Below are 21,001 nucleotides of genomic sequence, written 5' to 3'. Positions count from 1 at the left end.
CATGGCCCCCCAAGACGACGACTTTCTCAGGAAGCTGCGGGCGACCTTCAGGGTCGAAGCGCAAGAGCACATGCAGGCCATCGCGTCGGGCCTGCTCGAATTGGAACGGTCGCCTTCAGCCGATGAGCGACAGCACGTGGTCGACACCGTGTACCGCGCCGCGCACAGCCTGAAGGGCGCGGCACGGGCCGTGGATTTTACCGAAGTCGAGTCGATCTGCCAGTCGCTTGAAGACGTCTTTGCCGCGTGGCGGCACGCGGCCGCGCCAACCCCCCAGGGGCTGGACGAGATGCACCACGCCGTGGACGCAATCGCCGCCGCACTGGGCGGTCTTGATGCCCCACCCCGCGAAGCCCCGGTCACCGGGTGGCCTCCCCATCGGTCCGGACCGTCTCTCTCGGCGCCCGAGTCAGCGGCCGTGTTCCCGTCCGAGCCTTCCGCCGATCCAGTGGCTGTGCCGAGCGACGGCACCGTCCGCATCAGCGTGGCGAAGCTCGACGCGCGGTTGGTCGAGGCGGAAGAGATGCTGACCGCAAAGCTGACCACGGCTCAGCGGGCGGTGGACCTGCATGAGCTTGGGCGCCGCTTCGAGGCGTGGCGACGGGAATCGGCCACAGTGGAGCCGCACACCCGTGCCCTCCGCCAGACGGCGGATCGGCCGGCACACAGCCCCGCGGAGCAGGCAGCCAAGGTGAGCCTCACCAGGCTGCTCGACTTCCTCGACCGGAGCACCGAGCACCTCAAGTCGATCGAAGGCCAGACGGCGGCCCTGGCACGAACCGCACAACAGGACCACCATGCAATCGGCAAGCTCGTGGACGACCTGGTCGAGGACTCCAAGAAACTGCTCCTGCTGCCGTTTGCGACACTCGCCTCGCAGTTCCCCAAGCTGGTGCGCGACCTCTGTCGCGACCAGGGGAAGGAGGCCGACCTCGTGGTCCGCGGCGAAGAGATCGAGATTGACAAGCGCATCCTCGAAGAGATGAAAGACCCCTTGGTCCACCTGCTCCGCAATGCGGTGGATCACGGGATCGAGACAGCCGACGTGCGAAGCCGATGCGGCAAGCCGGCGCGCGGCACGATCTCGCTCGCCGCCTCTCGGGTGAACAGCACTAAAGTGGAAATCCTCGTGTCGGACGATGGGTCCGGCATCGACGTTGACAAGGTCAAGGCATCGGCGATCGCCCGCGGCCTTCTCCAGGCCGACGAGGCGAACCACTTAAGCGACGCCGAGGCGCGTGCGCTGGTTTTCCAGGCTGACGTGTCGACCAGCCCGATCATCACGCGACTGTCGGGCCGCGGACTCGGCCTGGCCATCGTGCGTGAAAGGGCCGACCGGTTGGGTGGATCCGTCTCGGTCGAGAGCCGGCTGGACGAGGGCACCAGCATCCGCATCGTCCTGCCCACCACGCTCGCCACCTTTCGAGGCATTCAGGTCGAAGCGGCGGGGCGACTATTTGTCGTCCCCACGCTCCAGGTCGAGCGTGTCGCGCGCATCCGGGCGGGAACGATACAGACCGTGGAAGGCGGCCGCCCCACCATTGCGGTGGGGGGTCGCGCCGTGTCGCTCGTGTGGTTGGCCGACATTCTGGGGCTCCCGGCCCTTGCCGCCCGCGACACTGCCGCGGACGCACCGATCCCGATCGTCGTTCTCGGCTCCGGCGATGAGCGCATCGCGCTCGCGGTCGATGCGGTCTTGGAGGAGCAGGAAGTGCTGGCCAAGCATCTGGCTCCCCCGCTCGTGCGCGTGCGCAATGTCGCCGGCGCCACGGTGCTTGGATCCGGCCAGGTGGCGCCCATTCTCCATGTCGCCGACCTGCTGGCGTCGGCCCGGACCACGAGAGTTGCGGCGGCGCCGAGGGCTTCCGAAGCCAAGCCGCCGGCCGCGCCGTCCGTGCTCGTCGCCGAGGATTCGATCACGTCCCGGATGCTGATCAAGAGCATCCTCGAGTCCGCCGGCTACGAAGTTCGAACGGCGGTGGACGGCATGGAGGCGTACACGCTGTTGCGTGCGGAACGCTTCGACCTGCTGGTCTCTGATGTGGAAATGCCGCGTCTGAACGGCTTCGACTTGACCGCGCGGATTCGAGCCGACAAGACCCTGTCGGACCTGCCGGTCGTGCTCGTGACGGCACTCGAGACGCGCGAGGACCTCGAGCGTGGCATCGACGTCGGCGCCAACGCCTACATCATCAAGAGCAGCTTCGATCAGGGCAACCTGCTCGACGCCGTGCGGCGGCTGGTCTGACCATGGGACTGCCTCCATCACGCCACGGGTCTCACGGCGCCATCACGGTGCTGGTAGTGGACGATTCGAAGGTGCTGCGGATGCTGCTCCTGCACCTTCTGGAATCGGACCCCCAGATCCGGGTCATTGGCACGGTCGACGACGGTCAGGCCGCACTCGACTTCGTGTCGAAGCAGAAGCCCGATGTGGTCGTGATGGACATCCATATGCCGGGCCTGGATGGCTTCGAGACGACGCGGCGCCTGATGGAAACCTATCCGGTGCCCATCGTCATCTGCTCCGCCACCTCGAATCCTCAAGAGGTGGCCACGACGTTCAAGATGATGGAGGCCGGGGCCGTGGCGTGCATCGCCAAGCCGACCGGTCCGGAGCATCCCCAGTTCGAGGAGCGGGTCGCGATGCTTCTGCAGACAGTGAAGCTGATGTCTGAGGTCAAGGTCGTCCGGCGCTGGCCGCGGCCGCTCGCCCCGACACCGCCTGTGCCGCGCCCGGGTGGAGAGAGGCCCGCGCGAGCCGAGATCACGGTGGTCGGCATCGGCGCGTCCACGGGCGGGCCGCCGGTATTGCAGACCGTCCTCGCTGGCCTGCCCAAGGACTTCCCCGCGCCGATCCTGGTGGTGCAACACATCGCGCACGGCTTTCTGCCAGGGTTGGCCGAGTGGTTGGGTCACACCACCGGGTTTCAGGTGCACATTGCGTCGTATGGGACCCAGCCGCTGGCGGGCCATGTGTATCTCGCGCCCGATGATTTCCAGATGGGTCTCAGTGCGGGCGGCCGCATTGTCTTGACCAAAGAGGGCCCGGAGAATGGCCTGCGGCCGGCCGTCTCGTACCTGTTCCGATCGCTGGCCGAGGTCTGCGGCCTGCGATCGGTGGGCGTCCTGCTCACGGGCATGGGCAAGGACGGGGCGGCGGAACTGAAATCGATGCGGGACGGTGGCGCCATCACCATTGCGCAGGACCACGGCAGCTCCGTCGTGCACGGCATGCCCGGCGAAGCGATCAGGCTTGGCGGCGCCAGTCATGTACTGCCGGCCGATAAGATCGCGGATGGACTGGTGTCTATCGTCCGCAAGAACAGCGCGGAGCGTGAGTTGTGAGCAGCGAGCCACTAGCGCCAAACGGGACCGTCGATATCCTGATCGTGGAGGACAGTCCCACCCAGGCCCAGCAACTCCAACACATCCTCGAGCAGCGCGGATACCGCGTGGCGCACGCTGCCAACGGCCGGCTGGCGCTCGAGTCGGCGCGGCAACACCGACCCGCCGTAGTGATCAGCGACGTCGTCATGCCAGAGATGGACGGGTATGAGCTCTGTCGCGAGATCAAGGCCGACCCCGGCCTCAGTGACGTCCCGGTCATCCTCGTGACCAGGTTGTCGGATCCGGCGGACGTCATCCGCGGGCTGGAATGCCGCGCGGACAATTTCATCCTCAAGCCCTACGACGAGCGGTACCTGGTGAGCCGTGTGCAGTTCGTGCTGATGAATCGCGAGATGCGAAAGGCGGAACCGGGCGGCCTCGCGGTCGAGATTTTCTTCAACGGCCAGCGCCACCTGATCACCGCCGATCGCCTGCAGATCCTCAACCTGCTGCTCTCCACCTACGACGCCGCCATCCAGCGGAACAACGAACTGAGCCAGGCACAGGTGAAACTGCGCGACATCAACTCATCGTTGGCGGAGGCCAATCGTCAGCTCCTGCACCAGATCCTGGAGCGAGAGCAGGCGGAGCGGGCCCTCCGCGAGAGCGAGCAGCGCCTCCGACGCGTCGTCGACAACATGGCCGCCTTCGTCGGCGAGATGACCCCAGACGGCGTCCTGGTGGACATCAACCAGAGCGCCCTCGATGTCGGCGGCGTACGCCGCGAGGATATGGTCGGGCAGCGGCTCGACCAGGCGTGGTGGTTCTCCCATTCCCCGGCGGTGCAGGCCGAGATTCGCGTGGACATCGAACGGGCGCTGCGCGGCGAGGCGGTGCGCCACGATGTGGAAGTACGCGCCGCCGGCGGGGCCCACCTCACCATCGATTTCATGCTCGCCCCAATCCGCGACCACGAGGGCCAGATCATCCGGCTGATTCCGTCCGCCGTCGACATCAGCGAGCGGAAACAAATCGAGAAGGACATTCGCGATCTGAATGACAACCTGGAGCGCCTCGTCACGGAGCGCACGGGCGCCTTGCGCGAGAGCGAGGAGCGCTTCCGCCAACTCGCCCAGCACAGTAGCGAAGTCGTCTGGTTCATCTCGCTGAATCCGGAGCGTACTCTCTACGTCAGCCCGGCCGTGGAGAAGGTGTGGGGACTGCCTGCCGACCGCTTCTATGCGGACGCGGGCACATGGGCGGCAGCCATCCATCCCGAGGACCGGTCGCGGGTGCAGGCCGCGTTCGAGGCCTGTGCTCGCGGCCAAGCACCGCGTTTCGAGGAGGAATACCAGATCGTGCGGCCCGATGGGTCTGCCCATTGGGTATTGGACAGCGGCGCGCCGATACGCGACGAGCGGGGCGACATCATCCGCCTCAGCGGCGTGGCCCGCGATATCACCGAGCGCAAGGATCTCGAAGCCCAGTTTCTCCAGTCGCAAAAGATGGAGAGCGTCGGGCAGCTCGCCGGCGGCATCGCCCACGACTTCAACAACCTGCTGACGGTCATCAATGGGACCACGGAGTTCGCGGCGGAGAACCTGGCGGAAGGCGACCCCTTGCGCGAGGACCTGGCCACGATTCGCGACGCCGGCGCCAAGGCCGCCGCCTTGACGCGGCAATTGCTGGCCTTCAGCCGAAAGCAGATCGTCCAGCCGGCCATCGTCAACCTGAACACGGTGGTGGCGGACGCCGAGGCCATGCTGCGGCGTGTCCTCGGAGAGCACGTCACGCTGCTCGTACGCCAGGACGCGGACCTGGCGAGCGTCAACGCAGACCCCGGGCAAATCGAGCAGGTGGTCATGAATCTCGCCATCAACAGCCGTGACGCGATGCCCAGGGGCGGCACGCTGACCATCGAGACCGCCAACGTCGTGCTCGACGAGTCGTACGCGCGCACCCACACTGGCGTTCGGCCCGGCTCACATGTTCTGCTGGCGATCAGCGACACGGGCATCGGCATGGACGATGCCACACGGAAACGGATTTTCGAGCCGTTCTTCACGACCAAGGGGCCTGGCAAAGGCACCGGCCTCGGCATGTCTACCTCCTACGGGATCGTCAAGCAGAGCGGCGGGGACATCTGGGTCTATAGCGAGCCCGGACAAGGCACGACGATCAAGATTTACCTGCCCAAGGCCTCGGGCACGCCCCGGGCGGGCGCAATCGCGCGTTCCGCGCCGGGCGTCGGCGGGACGGAGACCATTCTCGTCGTCGACGACGACGGCGGGATTCGCCAGATCGTCCAGCGTGTGCTCGGCAAGGCCGGCTACAAGGTGCTCCTCGCCGGAACCGGCCAGGAAGCCCTGCGGCTCCTCGAGCGCGACGACGCACCCGTCGATCTGGTTCTCACCGACGTGGTCATGCCAGGCATGAGCGGACGAGAACTCGTCGACCGGATTGGGGCCAGCCATCGCGCGATAAAGATCCTCTACACGTCGGGCTACACCGACGACGCCATCGTGCACCATGGGGTGCTCGACGAAGGTGTCCACTTCATCAGCAAGCCCTATACGGCGGCCGCGTTGACGCGAAAAGTGCGAGAGGTGCTGGACGCGGCACCAGAGACACCGTGAGGCATGACCGATCGACCGATGCGCCGCGGAGCGGTGTCTGCTGCTATTGCCAGCGAAACAGCCTGAGCGTCAGCGCGAACGAGGCGCTGCCCCAGGCGGCGAGCACGGCCATTTCCGGGATCAGCGCGGTCAGCGGCCGGCCGTCGTTGATCACCGCCCGCAGCGCATCGATCAACGCCGTGAGCGGCAAGGCCCGGATGACGGGCTGCATCACCTCGGGAAAATTGGTCGAGGCGAAGAACACGCCCGACAGCACCCACATCGGCAGCATCACCAGGTTCATCAGTCCCGACACCGCTTCGATGGTCCGGACCCGGCTCGCCACCAGCAGCCCGATGGCGCCGAAGGCCAGCGCGCCGAGCAGGGCCAGCACGGCCAGCGCCCATAGCGCGCCGTGCACCTCGACCTCGAACGCGATCCTCGCGAACCCGACGATGACGACGGTTTCCAGGGCCAGGAAGAGCAGCCGGCTGATGATGTGCGACGCCAGGTAATGCGTCTTCGACATCGGTGTCGCCGCCAGCCGCTTCAGCAGCTTCTTGCTGCGAGCCTGCACGATCGAGAAGGCGACGCCCCACAAACCGGTGCTCATGATGTTCATGCCGAGCAAGCCGGGCACCAGCCAGTCGATGTAGCGTGACCCGACCGCCTGCACCGGCGCCTCGACCGGCGTGAACGCGTCGGCGCGCCCCGCGGCGCGCTGCAGGGCGCGATCGACCGCGAGACGCGCGACCTGGCTTTCGGCGCGAGCCTCGTCGAACCGGTAGGTCGGCGGCGTGCCCGGCACCACGACGACGGAGGCGCGGCCGTCGCGCACGGCCTGGGCGATCTCGGCCTCCGCCATTCGGCGCACGGTGAACCCGCCCGCCTGTGCCAGCGCCGCCACCACCTGATCGGCCCCCGCCCGCTCGACGACGCCGGCGATGATCGGCTCCTGGCCGCGCGAGCGGAACGCGATGCCGAGGGCGCAGGTCATGATCAGCGGAAACCCGAACACCCAGAACATCGCTTCGGGCTCGCGCAGGAATTCGCGGAACCGCGCGAGGGTCAGTTCGAGGAGCGGATGGGGCCTGGCCTGAGACGAGGGCGGATGGGTCATTCGCGCAACTGCCTTCCGGTCAAGGCCACGAAGACATCTTCGAGCGTGGCGCTGTGCGTGCCCAACTGGCTCAGCGTCGCGTCGTGCGCGCGCAGCAGGTCGAGCAACGCCGGCACGGTCAAGTGGAGTTCGGAGGTCGCCAGCGCCAGGTGCGTGTCGTGTGTGCGCACGTCGCGCACGCCGGGCAGTTGCCGCAGGGCGGCGTCGGCCGGCGTGGCGCCGCTGGCGAGCGCGAACTCGACCACGTGCTCGGCGCCGAGCGACGCGACCAGCTCGCGCGGCGTGCCAAGCGCGATCAGCCGGCCCTGGTCCATGATGCCGACGCGGTCGCACAGGGCGTGGGCCTCGTCCATGTAGTGTGTCGTGATCAGGATGGTGCCGCCGCCGGCGCGAAAGCGCCCGAGCAGTTCCCACAGCTGGCGGCGCGATTGCGGGTCGAGGCCGGTCGTCGGCTCATCCAGGAACAGCAGCTCGGGCTGCCCGGCGAGCGCGCAAGCGACCGACAGGCGCTGTTTCTGGCCGCCCGACAGCTTCGACACCCAGGCATCACGCTTGGCGCCCAGTTCCACGGTGTCGAGCAACTCGTCCACCGTCGGGCCGTTGGGATAGAACGAGCGGAACAGCCGCAACGTTTCGCCGACGGTCAGCTTGTCGGCGAGCTGCGTTTCCTGCAGCTGGATGCCGAGGCGAGGCCGCAATGACGCCGCGTCGCGGGACCACTGCCGGCCGAGCACCGACAGCTCACCGGCGTCGGCGTGCAGGAGGCCTTCGAGGATCTCGATGGTGGTCGTCTTGCCGGCGCCGTTCGGCCCGAGCAGGCCGAAGCACTCACCGCGCATCACCGTCAGGTCCAATCCGTTGACGGCGGTGACCTCGCCGTAGCGCTTGATCAAGCCGGTGCACTGCAAGGCCACGGATTCCGGAGGCACGGCCTCATTGTAGCCGTGGTACACTTCGCGATCTGTGTCGTCGCGCATTGTGTTGATCGGACCCGCGGACGCGTTGCCCGCCCTGCAGGGGCGGCTCGACCCGGGCGCCGAGGTTCAGACGTTCACCGACGCCGATGCGCTCGAGGCTCTCGACCACATCATCCGCACGAAGCCGGCGGTGGTGGCGATGCAGGACGAGTTTTCCGCCACCTCGCGCGGCACCGCGCTGATCAATCGCATCAAGGACGACCCCTCGCTCACCGCCTGCGAAGTGCGCGTGCTGGCGCGCGACCATGAGAAGAGCCGCGTTGCCGTGAAGCGCGGCCACGGCGGTGGCGCCGCGGTGGCAGTGGACGCACCGAAGCCGGCCCTCGACCAGCGCGGCACCCGCCGGGCGGCGCGGGTCCGCATCAAGGACGGCGTCGAGGTCGCGGTGGACGGCAACCTGGCGGCGCTCGTCGACCTCTCGGCGGTCGGCGCGCAAGTCGTCTCGCCGACCGTGCTCAAGCCCAACCAGCGCGTGCGCGTAATCATGGGTGACGGCAAGACCGCCATCCGCTGCAGCGGGGCGGTGGCGTGGGCAGCGTTCGAAATGCCGAAGGGCTTGCCGACACGGTATCGCGCCGGCATCGACTGGGGCCTCACCAACGAGGCCCAGTCGGTCGAGGGCTTCGCGCAGAAGCACCGGAAAGCGTAGCGCGTTACGGCTTCGCCGGCAGCCACTCCGCGACGATGCTGCCGTCACGCACAATCGTTTCATTACGATCCGAACCGGTCGAGATCATCCCGACCGGTACGCCGCTCACCTCTTCCAGCCGCCGGACGTAGCGCTGTGCCTCCACCGGCAACTGCGCGTAGTCGCGCGCACCCTTGGTGGGCGTCGTCCATCCCGGCCACGACTCGTAGATCGGCGTGATCGGGCCGGCGGTGTTGAGGTCCGAGGGGAACTCGGTCACCGTGCGATCGCCGATCTGGTAGCCCGTGCAAATCTCGATGGCGTCGAAACCGTCGAGCACGTCGAGCTTGGTCAGCGCGATGCTGTCGATGCCGTTGACGCGCACCGCGTAGCGCACCGCGACCGCGTCGTACCAGCCGCAGCGGCGCGGCCGACCGGTCGACGCGCCGTACTCCTGTCCGGTTTCGCGCAGCCGGTCACCCATCCCGCTGAACAGTTCGGTCGGGAACGGCCCTTCACCGACGCGCGTCAGGTAGGCCTTGGCGACGCCGAGCACGCCGTGAATGGCCTTGGGCGGGATGCCGAGCCCCGTGCAGGCGCCGCCGATGGTGGCGTTGGACGAGGTCACGAAGGGATAGGTGCCGTGATCGATGTCGAGCATGGCGCCCTGGGCGCCCTCGATCAGGATCCGCTGCCCGTCCTTGCGCGCCTGGTCGAGGGCCAGCGATACGTCGCCGGTCCACCGCCGCATCCGCGCACCGTAGGCCAGCAGCTGGTCGTAGACCGGCTTCCAGTCGAGCGTGGAGTCCTTGATCATCCGATTGCGCGCGCTGACGTTCTCGCGCACTTCGTCGGCCAACGCCTGCGTGTCAACGAGGTCGCAGACGCGGATGCCGCGGCGCCCGATCTTGTCTTCGTAGGCCGGTCCGATGCCGCGCGAGGTCGTCCCGATCTTGCGCTCGCCCCGCCGCGCCTCGCTCAGCACGTCGAGCTCGCGGTGATACGGGAGGATCAGGTGCGCCTTGTCGCTGATCAGCAGCCGGTCGCCGACCTCGATGCCGAGCTGCGACAGTTCCTCGATCTCCTTGAACAGCGCCTGGGGATCGACCACCACGCCGTTGCCGATCACGCACTTGACACCCTCGTGGAGGATGCCGGAGGGGATCAGGTGCAGCACGAACTTCTTGCCATTCACGTACACGGTATGGCCGGCGTTGTGCCCGCCCTGATACCGCGCCACCAGCGAGAAATGCGGCGTCATCAGGTCGACGATCTTGCCCTTGCCTTCGTCGCCAAACTGCGCGCCCAGGACCACGATGTTCATGCCTCTACTGTATCCTAGGGCCACGGGTTCGACACCGACTGGCCGCAGAAACAGCCGCAGAAACAGCCACCGATTAGACACCGATTAGACACAGAATAATCCCGATGATCCTGCTGGACGGCGCAACACTTTCCCTCACCGACTTGCTCGCGATTGCCGATGACGGCGCACAGGTGGGGCTGGCGCCCGAGGCCCGCGCGCGGGTCGCCGCATCGCGCGCCGTGGTGGACGCCAAGGCCGCGGGCGATGCGCCGGTCTACGGTGTGAACACCGGCTTCGGCAACTTCGCGGAAACGCGGATCGAGAGAGCCGACCTGGCCGCCCTGCAGTTGAACCTCCTGCGCAGCCACGCCGCGGGCGTCGACGAGCCGCTGCCGGTGCGCGCCGTGCGCGCGGCGATGGCGCTGCGCGCGAACGTGCTGGCCAAGGGTTATTCGGGCATTCGCGTCGAAACGCTCGAGGCGTTGCTGGCGCTGCTCAATCACCGGGTGCATCCGCGGGTGCCGTCGCGCGGCTCGGTCGGGGCGAGCGGCGACCTGGCGCCCCTCGCCCACCTCGCCCTGGTTCTCGTCGGCGAGGGCGAGAGCTGGGATCACGAATCGCGACGGGCCGGCGCCGATGCCCTCGCGGCGGCCGGGCTGGCACCGGTGGTGCTGGGCCCGAAAGAAGGACTGGCGCTCATCAACGGCACGCAGGTGTCCACCGCGGTGCTGGCCCTGGCGCTGGCCGGGGCCGAGCGACTGGCCCGCGCCGCCGACGTGGCCGCGGCGCTGTCGATCGACGCGTTGATGGGGTCCATGCATCCGTTCGATGCCCGCATTCACGACGCGCGTCCGTTCGCCGGACAGGGCGCCGCAGCGGCCAACCTGCGGCGGTTGATGGACGGGAGCGCGATCAACGCCTCGCACGTCAATTGCGGTCGCGTGCAGGATGCCTACTCCATGCGGTGTACGCCACAAGTGCATGGCGCGGCCCGCGAAGCGCTGACGTGGATTCGTCACATCGTACAAATCGAAATGAATGCGGCTACTGACAATCCCATGGTGTTCGCGGCCGACGGCGACATGGTGTCTGGCGGAAATTTTCACGGCGCGCCGCTCGCGCTGGCCGCAGACTTGCTGGTGATGGCGGTGGCGCAGCTGGCCACGATCAGCGAGCGGCGGTCGGAACGCCTCGTGAATCCGGCCTTGAGCGGCTTGCCTGCCTTCCTCACCCGTCATGGAGGGTTGCAATCGGGCTTGATGATCGCGCAAGTCACCGCGGCGGCGCTCACGTCCGAAATCAAGACACTCGCGCATCCCGCATCCGTCGATACAATTCCGACATCGGCAAATAAAGAAGATCACGTCAGCATGAGCATGCACGCCGCGCTGAAAGCGGAACGCGCTTTGCAGCTGGTTTCCACCGTGATCGGTATCGAAGTACTGTGTGGATGCCAGGCCGTTGACCTTCACGCGCCGCTGCGCAGTTCCGAACCGTTGATGCGCGCGCACGCCGCGGTCCGCAACCTGGTGCCAACGCTGACTGATGACCGTTCGCCGGCGCCCGACATCGATGCGATCACCAAATTGATCCGCCACGGCGGACTTGAGTACGCGACCGGCATCGTTGTCAACTGATTTCAATTTGCACTTTCAGTTTGACAAGCGAAGCACCACTGCTTAGTTTCTTATCTTCGCGTTCGTCCCCTTCGATACGCCTTACCGTAGATGACAACGATTGCTCACTCACACCGCGCGCCGCGCGGCACGTCGCTGACGTGCCAGGGATGGCCACAGGAAGCCGCGCTGCGGATGCTGATGAACAATCTCGATCCCGAAGTCGCCGAACGGCCCGAGGACCTGATTGTCTACGGCGGCACCGGCAAGGCGGCGCGGAACTGGGAGGCCTTTGACGCGATCGTCCGATCACTCCGATCGCTGGCGCACGACGAAACCCTCATCGTCCAGTCCGGCAAGCCCGTCGGCATCTTCAAGACCCACCCCGGCGCGCCGCGCGTGCTGATCGCCAACGCCAACCTGGTCCCGAAGTGGGCCGACTGGGACACGTTCCGCGATCTCGAGGATCGCGGCCTGACCATGTACGGCCAGATGACGGCCGGCAGCTGGATCTACATCGGCAGCCAGGGCATCCTCCAGGGCACCTACGAAACCCTGGCGGAAGTGGCCCGCCGCCATTTCGGTGGCACGCTGAGCGGCCGCATCGTGGTCACCGCCGGCCTGGGCGGCATGGGCGGCGCCCAGCCGCTGGCCGTGACCATGAATGGCGGCGTCGCGCTGGTCATCGAGGTGGATCCGGCCCGCATCGAGAAGCGCCTGGCCTCGAAGTACCTGGACGACAGCACCGCGGACCTCGACGATGCCGTGCGGCGCGCGCAGCAGTACGCGCGCGACGGCCTCGCGCGCTCGATCGGCGTGCTGGGCAATGCCGCCGAGCTCCTGCCGGCGCTGGTCGCCCGCGGCTTCCTGCCCGACGTGGTGACTGACCAGACCTCCGCGCACGACCCGCTGGTGGGATACGTGCCCGACGGCCTGTCGCTCGACGACGCCGCGCGCTTGCGCGCTAGTGATCCGGCGGAGTACCAACGGCGTGCCATCGCCGCCATGGGCAAGCACGTCACCGCGATGCGCGTGTGGCAGCAACGCGGCGCCATCGTCTTCGACTACGGCAACAACATCCGCGCCCAGGCGGTGAAGGCCGGCGTCAGCGATGCCTTCGCGATTCCCGGCTTCGTGCCGGCATACATCCGCCCCCTGTTCTGCCAGGGCAAGGGGCCGTTCCGCTGGGTGGCGCTCTCCGGCGACCCGGAAGACATCCGTGTCACCGACCGCGCCGCGCTCGAGATGTTCCACGAAGACGAGGGCTTGTGCCGGTGGATCCGGCTGGCCGGCGAGCGCGTGCAATTCCAGGGCCTGCCGGCGCGGATCTGCTGGCTGGGCTACGGCGACCGCGCCCGGTTCGGCCTCAAGCTGAACGAACTGGTGCGCAGCGGCGCGGTGACGGCGCCGATCGTGATCGGCCGCGACCATCTCGACACCGGCTCGGTCGCCTCGCCCAATCGCGAGACCGAAGGCATGCGCGACGGCAGTGATGCCATCGCCGACTGGCCGATCCTCAACGCGCTGCTCAACGCCGCGGCCGGCGCCACCTGGGTGTCGCTGCACCACGGCGGCGGCGTCGGCATCGGCTATTCCATTCATGCGGGCATGGTGATCGTCGCCGACGGCACGCGCGAGGCGGACGACCGCCTGGCCCGCGTGCTGACGTGCGATCCCGGCATGGGCGTGGTGCGGCACGCCGACGCGGGTTATCCCGAAGCGATCGAGACCGCGCGACAACACGGAGTACGCATCCCCATGCAGGAGACGAGCCGATGATGGCTCCCCACGCCGGCCTCGAACGCCGCGTGCTCGCCGCGCTCGACGCGACGCCGCCACGCATTCCCGTCGTGATCGGAGGCTGCGGCGCCGGCCGGACCACGCTCTTGCACGTGCTCAACGATCGCTTGGGCCGCGACCAGTGCCAGTACGTGGACGTCGAACGCGCCGCCAGCACGCCCGAGCGCTTCCACCAGGCGTTCGCCGCCGCCTCGCCGTTCAGCGTCAACGGCCAGAGTGCCGCGGCGCCGCAGGACACCGCCGCCTCCGCGCGCGCCGCGTTCGATCGCACGCTCGGCCTGATCGGCCGCGCGCGAGCGCGCACCGAGACGCCCGCCACGTTCCTGTTCGACGAAGTGCTGGAGTTCCGCACCTTCGAGAGCTTCCCCGGGTTGCGCCACGTCCTGCGCGAGATGCTGCACGCGATGGCGGAGAGCAACAACCGCTTCGTGCTCACCAGCCGCTACGTCGCCCGCGCCTTGCGGCTGCTGCGCGACGGCCATCCGCGCTTCGAAGTGATCCACCTGCCGGCGCTCACCGCCGCCGAGGTCACGGCGATGCTGCCGCCCACCGGTGAGACGTCGGCGGAAGACCGCGAGTACCTGGGCCGCACCATCGGCGCGCTGGCCGACGGCCGCGCCGCCTACGTCCGCGCGCTCGGCGAAGCGGCGTCATCGATGAGCGGGCGCGGCGGCGATCCGATCAGCGCGCTGACCGCGCTGCTCACCGGCGAGGGCGCGCTGGCCGCCTGGTGCAGCCATCGCTACGAACTGCGGCTCCACAAGGCCCGCGGCTACGGCGCCCTGAAGGCCATCCTCGAGATCCTGGCGGAAGAAGAACCGCTGACGCTGACCGAGGTCGCCCACCGGCTGCACCGCACGCCGGGCTCGACCAAGGACTACCTGTCGTGGCTGGAAGACGTCGACCTGATCGTGTCGCGGCAGAAGCGCTACAGCTTCGGGGACCCGCTGATGCGGTTGTGGGTGCGGCTGCACTGCCGGCCGGTGCCGCCGTCGGTGGACGAAGTCGCGCGCGAAGTGCAGGCCTATGCGATGGCGCGGCTGCCGCAGGCGGAGCCGGCGCACGCGCTGGCCGCGGTGTCCGGCGATCGCAAGGACTGGGGCATTATCGAGATCGACTGATTTGATGATCTCGTGATTTGGTGATTGGATGATTTTACGCGCGCACGCCGAACCGTTCGGCGGAGCGCGCTTTCGCTTTCAGCGCTTCCTCGTCCCGATTCTTCGGCGGCGCGTTGGTTGCCAGTTGATCGACCAGCTGCCGCGCGATCGCGGCCACGTCGTCGATGGCCTGGTTGAACACCGCCTCGTTCGCCTTCGACGGGGCGTTGAAGCCGCTCAGCTTGCGGACGAACTGCAGCGACGCGGCGCGCACCTCGTCATCGGTGGCCGGCGGATCGAAGTTGAAGAGGGTCTTGATGTTCCTGCACATGACGCCAATTGTGGGGACAAACCTTCAGGCTTGTCCAGTGACACCCCTGGTGATCGTCTCGAGCGCGAGCCGGGCTCCTTCCTGCTCCGCGTCCTTCTTGGTGCGTCCGGCGCCGTGCGCCAGTACCTCGTCGCCGACAATCACTTCGACGTGGAACAGCTTGTGGTGGTCGGGGCCAATCTCGCCGGACACGCGGTACGACGGCAGCGGCCGGCCCAGCCCCTGGAGCCGTTCCTGCAGGCGCGACTTGTGGTCGCGGCCGAAATACTCGGGCTGCCGCGCCTCCTCGATCTGGCTGGACAGCTCGCGCATCAGGAACTGCCGGGCGGGCTCGAGTCCGCCGTCCAGGTAGATCGCCGCGATCACCGCCTCGCAGGTGTCGGCCAGCAGCGCCTGCTTGCGGCGGCCGCCGGTCTTCTCCTCGCCGCGCCCGAGGATCATGTGATCGCCAAGGCCCATCAACTCGGCCATCTCCGCGAGCGACGCCGTTGACACCAGGTTCGCCTTGATCTTCGACTTCTGCCCTTCCGAGTAGGACGGGAAGGCGCGGAACAACGCGTCCGAGACGACCAGGCCGAGCACCGCGTCCCCCAGGAACTCGAGCGATTCGTTGTCGGCGACGCCGCCGCTCGGATCCTCGTGGGCCTTGGACTTGTGGGTCAGCGCGTGTTCGAGCAGCCCGCGATCGCGGAAGCGATAGGCGACCCGCGCCTCGAGCGCGTCGAGCTCCTGCGGCAACGGCACGACGATGCCGCCGCCGACTTGCTCGCGATGGCTCTCGATAATCCGCACCGCTTCGGCGGCGTCCATGTCGCGCACCGCGATCTGCGTCTCGCCCAGCGGATTGACCGAGAACGGAAACAGGCCCGGGGCCGGGCCGGCCGTGCGCATGGTTTCGACGCCGTGGCTGTCGAGCAAGGCCTCGACGACGTTGGCCTCGATGTCGGACTGGGTCCGGAAGATGACGGTCAGGCCGTTCTCCATCAGACCGGCTCCCCTGGGGTGAGCGACGCTGCCGCGCCGTCGGGCGGCAGCGGCGTCGCCGGCTCGATCTTCATCAGGATCATGGTCATGTCGTCGTGCTGGTCGGCGCCGCTGGCAAAGGCGCGCAGTTCGGCGAGGATGTACGAGCGCAGCTGGTCGAACGGCAGGTGCGCGTACTGCTCGACCACCTGCGCCAGCCGGTGCTCACCGAAGCAGTCGAACGCCTCGTTCATGGTTTCGGAGATGCCGTCGGTGAACCACACCACCAGGTCGCCCGGCGCCAGGCTGATGGTCTGCTCCTGCAGCAGCGAGTCGAACATCGTGCCGTCGTCGATCTGCAGGCCGACCACCAGGCCGTCCGGTACCAGCATCCTCGCCTTGCGGCGGCCGGGCGGCTGGTCCGCTGGCACGTGGATCAGCGGGCAATGGCCGGCCCGCGCGAACGTCATCTCGTGCCGCTCGACGTCGATGACCCCATAGAGCATGGTGATGAAGCTCTTGCCGTCGAGATTGGCGGACACCACCTTGTTCACGGCTGAGAGGAACTCCTTCGGCTCGTGATGCAGACGCGCGAGCGATTGCACGATCACCTTGAGCTGCGCCATGTAGAGGCCGGCGGCCAGGCCCTTGCCGGCGACGTCCGCGATCAGGACGCCGGTCATCGTGTCCGTAATCGGCAGGAAGTCGTAGTAGTCCCCGGCCACTTCGCGCGCCGGTTCACAAAACGCCGACATGGCGAGGCCGGTGACGCGCAGCGGGCCGGCGGGCAGCAGCTTCTGCTGAATCTCGCGCGCCGCGAACATCTCCTGCTCCATGCGCCCCTTCTCGGCCATCTCGCCGAGCAGGGTCGTCACTTCGCCGGTCATCAGGTTGAACGACTCGGCGAGCTCCCCCAGCTGGTCGCGGGCGCGCACGGGGATCTGGTGGCCGAAGTCACCGGCGCGCACGTGCTGCGTGCCGGTGAACAGGTCGTGCACGGCGCCGGTGATCTGCCGCGCCAGCACGAAGCCGATCACCAGCGCGACGAACTGGATGATCAGGAACAACGTGCCGATCACCGCCAGCACCGTAAGCAGCAGCTGGCCGAAGTTCATGTTGCCGAGCCCGGCCTGCGAGACCACCGAGATGCGCTTGTAGATCTCCCAGACGTTGATCAGGATCGCGACCGAGGCGCTTTCGGTCCGGCCGGTGGTCCAGTCGGAGAAGTCCAGGAACGCGACCCAGCGCTGGGTCGAGGGCGAAAAGATCGGCGTGTTCTGGGGATCGGGTGGCCGGTCCTCGAAGTACCGTCCGAGGCTCGGCTTGCGCCCTTCCGTCAGGAAGGCGGTGACCTCGCCCATGCGGATCCCGGTTTCGTCGAGAATGCGCTGCTCGATGGTCAACGACAGCGGCATGTCGAGAATCACGGCCCAGTTCGGGTTGCTGACCTCCGGCAGGGCCACGGCGCGCATGACCAGGCGGGTGCCGCCTTCCTTCGGTGGCGTGTCGACACTGGGCGGCACGTCAAAGGCGATGATGCCGGCGAAGCCGTCGCACGGGACCCACGTGGGGAGCGTTGTCGGCACCGCGAGGTGCGTCCACGGCCCCGCCTTGATCGGCAGGGCGGCGGGCAGCGTGCGCGGGATGCGCGCGGCGCGGGACGCTTCCACCTTGCAGGTCAGGCCGTCCACTGGCACCACGGCCAGCGAGAGAAATGGATAGCGCGTCTCGGTGCTCGATTGCCGCCGCTCCAGGGCCTCCGCCACGGCTGCGGCGGTGGCGCTGCGTTGCACCTCGAGTTGCGCGGTCTGGGCCAGGAACCGGGCCTGGTCGGTCAGCGAGCGCACGCGCGACTGCACCAGGTACGAGCTGACGTTGAACAGCAGGATCAAGCCCGCCAGCAGGAAGAACGTGATCACCAGGAGGGCCGGCACCACGCCCACGAACACGTACGACAGGATCAGCTTGCGCCGGACCCGCCACAGCAGCCGCCGCTTGGCCCACACCGCGAGGCGGGTAATGCCGTAGGCAATGGCGAACAGCAGGGCCAGGCTGCCGACCATGTCGACGGCGTCGAGGGCGTACGGCAGGGCCATCGCGACGCCGAGCGGCCAGGTGACGGCCTTGATCGCCAGGCCGAGGACCAGCGCGCGGCCGGGGAACGTGCGGAACAGCCACGCGCGCCACACGCGCCACCGCGACGGCGCGTCGCCGGGCAGCAATGCGGCAGGACGGACAGGAGCACTCATGGGGCGCGTCGGCGCCGCGACGCCGGACGGCGGGCGGCAATTGCGCGCGAAAATCATACCAGAGTATCGTTAAGGCCACAGGTACGGAACCGCCACAGACCAGGCACGAATTTACACACAGACTTCAATCAAGTCATACGGCAGACCCACAGTCAGCGAACGCACTCCATGAAACTCAACGACACCGCTCGCTTCAGCACCATCTGCATTCATGCCGGTCAGGAACCCGACCCGGCCACTGGCGCCATCATCACGCCGATTTACCAGACGTCCACTTACGTGCAGGACGGCCTCGGCCAGCCGCACGCCGGCTTCGAGTACGGTCGCACCCAGAACCCGACGCGGATGGCGCTCGAGCGGAACATCGCGGCCATCGAGGCCGGCTCGGCGGCGTTTGCCTTCGCCTCGGGCATGGCCGCCATCGACGCGGTGCTCACCCGCCTCGAGTCGGGCGACCACGTGCTGGTCAGCGACAACACCTATGGCGGCACCTTCCGCCTGTTCGAGCGGGTCCGCCGGAAGTTCGGCCTCGACTTCACCTACGTGGATACCTCGAAGCCCGAACTGGTCGGACCGGCGATCAAGCCGAACACGAAGTACCTGTTTATCGAGACCCCAACCAATCCGATGCTCCACATCACCGACATCGCCGCGGTGAGCGAGATCGCGCACGCGAAACAGGTGCGCGTGGTCGTCGACAACACGTTCGCGAGCCCCTACATCCAGCGCCCGCTGACGCTCGGTGCCGACCTCGTGCTGCACAGCACCACGAAGTTCCTCAATGGCCACAGCGACAGCGTCGGCGGCGTCGTCATTCTCAAGCACCAGGACGACGTCGACTGGATGAAGTTCGTGCAGAACGCGGCGGGGGCCATCCTCGGGCCGATGGATTCGTGGCTGATCCTGCGCGGCACCAAGACGCTGACCGTGCGCATGGAGAAGACCAATGCGAACGCCCAGGTGATCGCCGAGTTCCTGGCCGGCCACAAGAAGGTCCAGCGGACGATCTATCCCGGACTGGCCTCGCATCCGCACCATGCCCTGGCCCAGCGGCAAATGCGCGGCTTCGGCGGCCTCATCTCGTTTGACGTCGGTTCGCTCGATGCCGCCAAGAGCGTGCTCAATAACCTGAAGCTGATGGCGCTGGCCGAGAGCCTCGGCGGCGTCGAGACGCTGATCTCACACCCGGCGATCATGACGCACGCGTCGGTTCCGCCCGAGCGCCGGGCGATGCTAGGCATCACCGACGGGTTGATCCGCATCTCCGTGGGCATCGAAGACGTTGAGGATCTGCAGGCCGACCTGGCGCAGGCGCTAGGCTAGGCTGTCGTTCAGCCAGGACAGATAGGCGGGGCTCCCCGCGTCGATGTTGAGCACGAGAAACTCGGGCACCTCGTACGGGTGTAGTTCCCGCACTCGCTTCTCGAGGGCCGCCAGGTTGGCGGCCCTTGTCTTGATCAGCACCTGCCGTTCGGCCGCGGTTTCCACGGCTCCCTGCCAGCGGTAAGTGGACCGCATGGGCGGCAGCACGCTTACGCACGCCGCCAGCCGCTCGTCCACCAGGGTCCGCGCGAACCCATCCGCGTCGCCATCCGCCGGCCACGTCGTCCACACCAGCACCAGTCTCTCCATTTGGGGTCAGGTCAAGAAAATCACACTTCGGGATGAATAGGGACAGGTCAATGGCGGCAAATCGTCAGGTTCTCCCGAATCTTCCCCAGGCGAGCCCTGTCCCCGGCCATCCCCAGCAGTGATTTTCTTGACCTGACCCCGATTATCCCTGGGTGTGCGGACTCATTTAGACCCGTATAACCGTATAAACGTATTTATGCTTGCATGTGAAACCAGCTTCGTGTAAAAACGTGCAGGAACATCACCGTGTTTACATCTTGCCGTTCTGCCGCGCTGGTAGATACACTGCATCCCGTAGTGGCGGCACGACGGACTGACAGCGACACGGTGAAAACAACCGTCGAGCTCCCTGGGGAGCTCTGGCGGGCCGCGAAGATTCGGGCCATGGACGAGCGGGCCGATCTTCGAACGGTGCTGATTCGCGCACTCGAGGACTACTTGCGCGACAGCAAACCGGAGCGGACCGCGCGCGACAGTACGCCGAGCCGATGACCGAGAGCGAAACTACCCAACCGCCGCCAACGCCACCGGTCGTGGCAGTCAAGGCGACACTCGCCAGCCGGGGACGCCGCCTCCTCCGCCACGCCCTCGTCTTCTTCACCCTCGTCATCGTCGTCGACGCGATCGCCGGCGAGAAGGGCCTGCTCGCCCTGCTCCAGGCACGGACTGAATACGCCGCGCTCGAACGGTCGCTCGAACGCGCCCGCGCCGAGAACGCCGACTTGCGTGAACAGGCCCGCCGCTTGCGCGAAGACCCCGGCGCCGTCGAAGAGCAAGCCCGCCGCGAGCTCGGACTGATCAAGCCCGGCGAAATGCTCTTCATCATCAAGGACGTCGAGAAGAAGTAGCTTCTGATACGCTTGCCTCTCTCAGAATCACTGTTGAGGAGGACTCATGGCACGTCAGGCAGAAGCAGAGTGGAAGGGCGATCTCAAGGGCGGCGGCGGCCGCGTCAAGCTGGGCAGCGGCGCCTACGAGGGCAACTACTCATTCGCGACACGTTTTGAAAACGGGAGCGGCGCCAATCCCGAGGAACTGATCGGCGCAGCGCTGGCCGGCTGCTACTCAATGGCCCTGGCCAACTCGCTCGCCCAGGCCGGCTTCACCGCCACCAGCGTGCACAGCAGCGCCGACGTCCACCTGGGCAAGGACGACACGGGCTTCCTGGTCAATCTGATCGAGCTCAATGTGACTGCGGTGGTTCCGAACGTCGACAACGCCGTATTCCAACAGCACGTCGAGAAGACCAATGTGGGCTGCATCATCAAACGCGCCCTTGCCGCCGTCCCGACGATCACCGTGAAGGCCACGCTCAAATAAACATCCACGGTTCA

Annotated in this window: 18 protein-coding genes; 11 read left to right on the top strand and 7 right to left on the bottom strand. The window is 67.2% G+C overall.

Going from position 1 to position 21,001, the window contains the following annotated elements; all coding sequences use genetic code 11:
- The first annotated feature begins 1 nt into the window (after position 1).
- The 3 genes from WC815_00710 to WC815_00700 are packed head-to-tail and all read left to right on the top strand — an operon-like array spanning position 2 to position 5,966.
- Positions 2-2,248, top strand: a complete 2,247-nt coding sequence (locus tag WC815_00710) for a response regulator (protein ID MFA5907276.1) — start codon at positions 2-4, stop codon at positions 2,246-2,248.
- 2 nt (positions 2,249-2,250) lie between these two features.
- Positions 2,251-3,348: a chemotaxis-specific protein-glutamate methyltransferase CheB gene (gene cheB, locus WC815_00705; protein MFA5907275.1), complete on the top strand. Its 1,098-nt coding sequence runs from the start codon at positions 2,251-2,253 to the stop codon at positions 3,346-3,348.
- Between the two features lie 44 nt (positions 3,349-3,392).
- Positions 3,393-5,966, top strand: a complete 2,574-nt coding sequence (locus tag WC815_00700; GenBank protein ID MFA5907274.1) for a response regulator — start codon at positions 3,393-3,395, stop codon at positions 5,964-5,966.
- A gap of 43 nt (positions 5,967-6,009) precedes the next feature.
- Here the strand turns inward: WC815_00700 and WC815_00695 are convergent, their stop codons facing one another.
- Together WC815_00695 and WC815_00690 are read right to left on the bottom strand one after the other, a co-directional pair.
- Entirely contained in the window at positions 6,010-7,065 is a 1,056-nt protein-coding gene (locus WC815_00695) for an ABC transporter permease (protein ID MFA5907273.1), read from the bottom strand.
- Complete coding sequence (locus WC815_00690; protein MFA5907272.1) at positions 7,062-7,994, bottom strand: ABC transporter ATP-binding protein; 933 nt, start codon at positions 7,992-7,994, stop codon at positions 7,062-7,064. Before WC815_00690 ends, WC815_00695 begins: the two co-directional genes overlap by 4 nt.
- Before the next feature lie 34 nt (positions 7,995-8,028).
- Here WC815_00690 and WC815_00685 point away from each other — a divergent pair, with 34 nt between their 5' ends.
- Positions 8,029-8,691, top strand: coding sequence for a PilZ domain-containing protein (locus WC815_00685; GenBank protein MFA5907271.1), 663 nt, complete (start codon positions 8,029-8,031; stop codon positions 8,689-8,691).
- Positions 8,692-8,695: 4 nt separating this feature from the next.
- Here the strand turns inward: WC815_00685 and WC815_00680 are convergent, their stop codons facing one another.
- Positions 8,696-9,994, bottom strand: a complete 1,299-nt coding sequence (locus WC815_00680; GenBank protein MFA5907270.1) for an adenylosuccinate synthase — start codon at positions 9,992-9,994, stop codon at positions 8,696-8,698.
- Between the two features lie 104 nt (positions 9,995-10,098).
- On the opposite strand from WC815_00680, the gene hutH reads away from it, so the two are divergent.
- The 3 genes from hutH to WC815_00665 all read left to right on the top strand — a co-directional run bounded on the left by hutH (position 10,099) and on the right by WC815_00665 (position 14,513).
- Positions 10,099-11,613: a histidine ammonia-lyase gene (hutH, locus tag WC815_00675; GenBank protein ID MFA5907269.1), complete on the top strand. Its 1,515-nt coding sequence runs from the start codon at positions 10,099-10,101 to the stop codon at positions 11,611-11,613.
- A 90-nt stretch (positions 11,614-11,703) separates the two neighbouring features.
- Positions 11,704-13,371 (top strand): urocanate hydratase, encoded by a 1,668-nt coding sequence (gene hutU, locus WC815_00670; GenBank protein ID MFA5907268.1) that lies wholly within the window; start codon positions 11,704-11,706, stop codon positions 13,369-13,371.
- Positions 13,368-14,513 (top strand): winged helix-turn-helix domain-containing protein, encoded by a 1,146-nt coding sequence (locus tag WC815_00665; protein MFA5907267.1) that lies wholly within the window; start codon positions 13,368-13,370, stop codon positions 14,511-14,513. The genes hutU and WC815_00665 overlap by 4 nt, the downstream gene beginning before the upstream one ends.
- 34 nt (positions 14,514-14,547) lie before the next feature.
- Here WC815_00665 and WC815_00660 read toward each other — a convergent pair whose 3' ends face one another.
- From WC815_00660 to WC815_00650, 3 genes are read right to left on the bottom strand one after another with little or no spacing between them, the layout of a single operon-like run.
- Positions 14,548-14,823 carry a DUF2277 domain-containing protein gene (locus tag WC815_00660; GenBank protein ID MFA5907266.1) on the bottom strand — a complete coding sequence of 92 codons (276 nt, stop codon included), beginning with the start codon at positions 14,821-14,823 and terminating at the stop codon, positions 14,548-14,550.
- Positions 14,824-14,847: 24 nt separating this feature from the next.
- Entirely contained in the window at positions 14,848-15,807 is a 960-nt protein-coding gene (gene rnc, locus WC815_00655) for a ribonuclease III (protein ID MFA5907265.1), read from the bottom strand.
- The gene (locus WC815_00650; protein ID MFA5907264.1) at positions 15,807-18,035 is read right to left on the bottom strand and encodes a SpoIIE family protein phosphatase; all 2,229 of its coding nucleotides are present in this window, start codon (positions 18,033-18,035) and stop codon (positions 15,807-15,809) included. Before WC815_00650 ends, rnc begins: the two co-directional genes overlap by 1 nt.
- Before the next feature lie 168 nt (positions 18,036-18,203).
- Here WC815_00650 and WC815_00645 point away from each other — a divergent pair, with 168 nt between their 5' ends.
- On the top strand, positions 18,204-19,358 hold the full coding sequence (locus WC815_00645) for a cystathionine gamma-synthase (GenBank protein ID MFA5907263.1): 1,155 nt from the start codon (positions 18,204-18,206) through the stop codon (positions 19,356-19,358).
- On the opposite strand, the gene cutA is transcribed toward WC815_00645, so the two are convergent.
- Positions 19,350-19,667: a divalent-cation tolerance protein CutA gene (cutA, locus tag WC815_00640; protein ID MFA5907262.1), complete on the bottom strand. Its 318-nt coding sequence runs from the start codon at positions 19,665-19,667 to the stop codon at positions 19,350-19,352. The genes WC815_00645 and cutA overlap by 9 nt on opposite strands.
- Positions 19,668-19,994: 327 nt before the next feature.
- Between cutA and WC815_00635 the strand changes: the two genes are divergently transcribed.
- Genes WC815_00635 through WC815_00625 form a run of 3 tightly spaced genes read left to right on the top strand, consistent with a single transcriptional unit; the run spans position 19,995 to position 20,987 of the window.
- Entirely contained in the window at positions 19,995-20,159 is a 165-nt protein-coding gene (locus WC815_00635) for a hypothetical protein (GenBank protein MFA5907261.1), read from the top strand.
- On the top strand, positions 20,156-20,515 hold the full coding sequence (locus WC815_00630) for a septum formation initiator family protein (protein ID MFA5907260.1): 360 nt from the start codon (positions 20,156-20,158) through the stop codon (positions 20,513-20,515). The genes WC815_00635 and WC815_00630 overlap by 4 nt, the downstream gene beginning before the upstream one ends.
- A 46-nt stretch (positions 20,516-20,561) precedes the next feature.
- Positions 20,562-20,987 carry an OsmC family peroxiredoxin gene (locus WC815_00625; protein ID MFA5907259.1) on the top strand — a complete coding sequence of 142 codons (426 nt, stop codon included), beginning with the start codon at positions 20,562-20,564 and terminating at the stop codon, positions 20,985-20,987.
- The last annotated feature ends 14 nt before the right edge of the window (positions 20,988-21,001 follow it).

It is taken from the genome of Vicinamibacterales bacterium (assembly GCA_041659285.1).
In the GTDB taxonomy this organism is placed as follows: Bacteria; Acidobacteriota; Vicinamibacteria; order Vicinamibacterales; family UBA2999; genus 12-FULL-67-14b.
Note: the sequence above shows the minus strand (reverse complement) of the source record. Positions and strands in the feature narration are given on the sequence as shown.

Excerpts from the sequence above, each read along its gene's own strand:
- WC815_00710 (MFA5907276.1), top strand. The coding sequence starts at position 2 with ATGGCCCCCCAAGACGACGACTTTCTCAGGAAGCTGCGGGCGACCTTC.
- cheB (MFA5907275.1), top strand. The coding sequence starts at position 2,251 with ATGGGACTGCCTCCATCACGCCACGGGTCTCACGGCGCCATCACGGTG.
- WC815_00695 (MFA5907273.1), bottom strand. The coding sequence starts at position 7,065 with ATGACCCATCCGCCCTCGTCTCAGGCCAGGCCCCATCCGCTCCTCGAA.
- WC815_00680 (MFA5907270.1), bottom strand. The coding sequence starts at position 9,994 with ATGAACATCGTGGTCCTGGGCGCGCAGTTTGGCGACGAAGGCAAGGGC.
- hutH (MFA5907269.1), top strand. The coding sequence starts at position 10,099 with ATGATCCTGCTGGACGGCGCAACACTTTCCCTCACCGACTTGCTCGCG.
- hutU (MFA5907268.1), top strand. The coding sequence starts at position 11,704 with ATGACAACGATTGCTCACTCACACCGCGCGCCGCGCGGCACGTCGCTG.
- WC815_00665 (MFA5907267.1), top strand. The coding sequence starts at position 13,368 with ATGATGGCTCCCCACGCCGGCCTCGAACGCCGCGTGCTCGCCGCGCTC.
- WC815_00660 (MFA5907266.1), bottom strand. The coding sequence starts at position 14,823 with ATGTGCAGGAACATCAAGACCCTCTTCAACTTCGATCCGCCGGCCACC.
- rnc (MFA5907265.1), bottom strand. The coding sequence starts at position 15,807 with ATGGAGAACGGCCTGACCGTCATCTTCCGGACCCAGTCCGACATCGAG.
- WC815_00650 (MFA5907264.1), bottom strand. The coding sequence starts at position 18,035 with ATGAGTGCTCCTGTCCGTCCTGCCGCATTGCTGCCCGGCGACGCGCCG.
- WC815_00645 (MFA5907263.1), top strand. The coding sequence starts at position 18,204 with ATGAAACTCAACGACACCGCTCGCTTCAGCACCATCTGCATTCATGCC.
- cutA (MFA5907262.1), bottom strand. The coding sequence starts at position 19,667 with ATGGAGAGACTGGTGCTGGTGTGGACGACGTGGCCGGCGGATGGCGAC.
- WC815_00630 (MFA5907260.1), top strand. The coding sequence starts at position 20,156 with ATGACCGAGAGCGAAACTACCCAACCGCCGCCAACGCCACCGGTCGTG.
- WC815_00625 (MFA5907259.1), top strand. The coding sequence starts at position 20,562 with ATGGCACGTCAGGCAGAAGCAGAGTGGAAGGGCGATCTCAAGGGCGGC.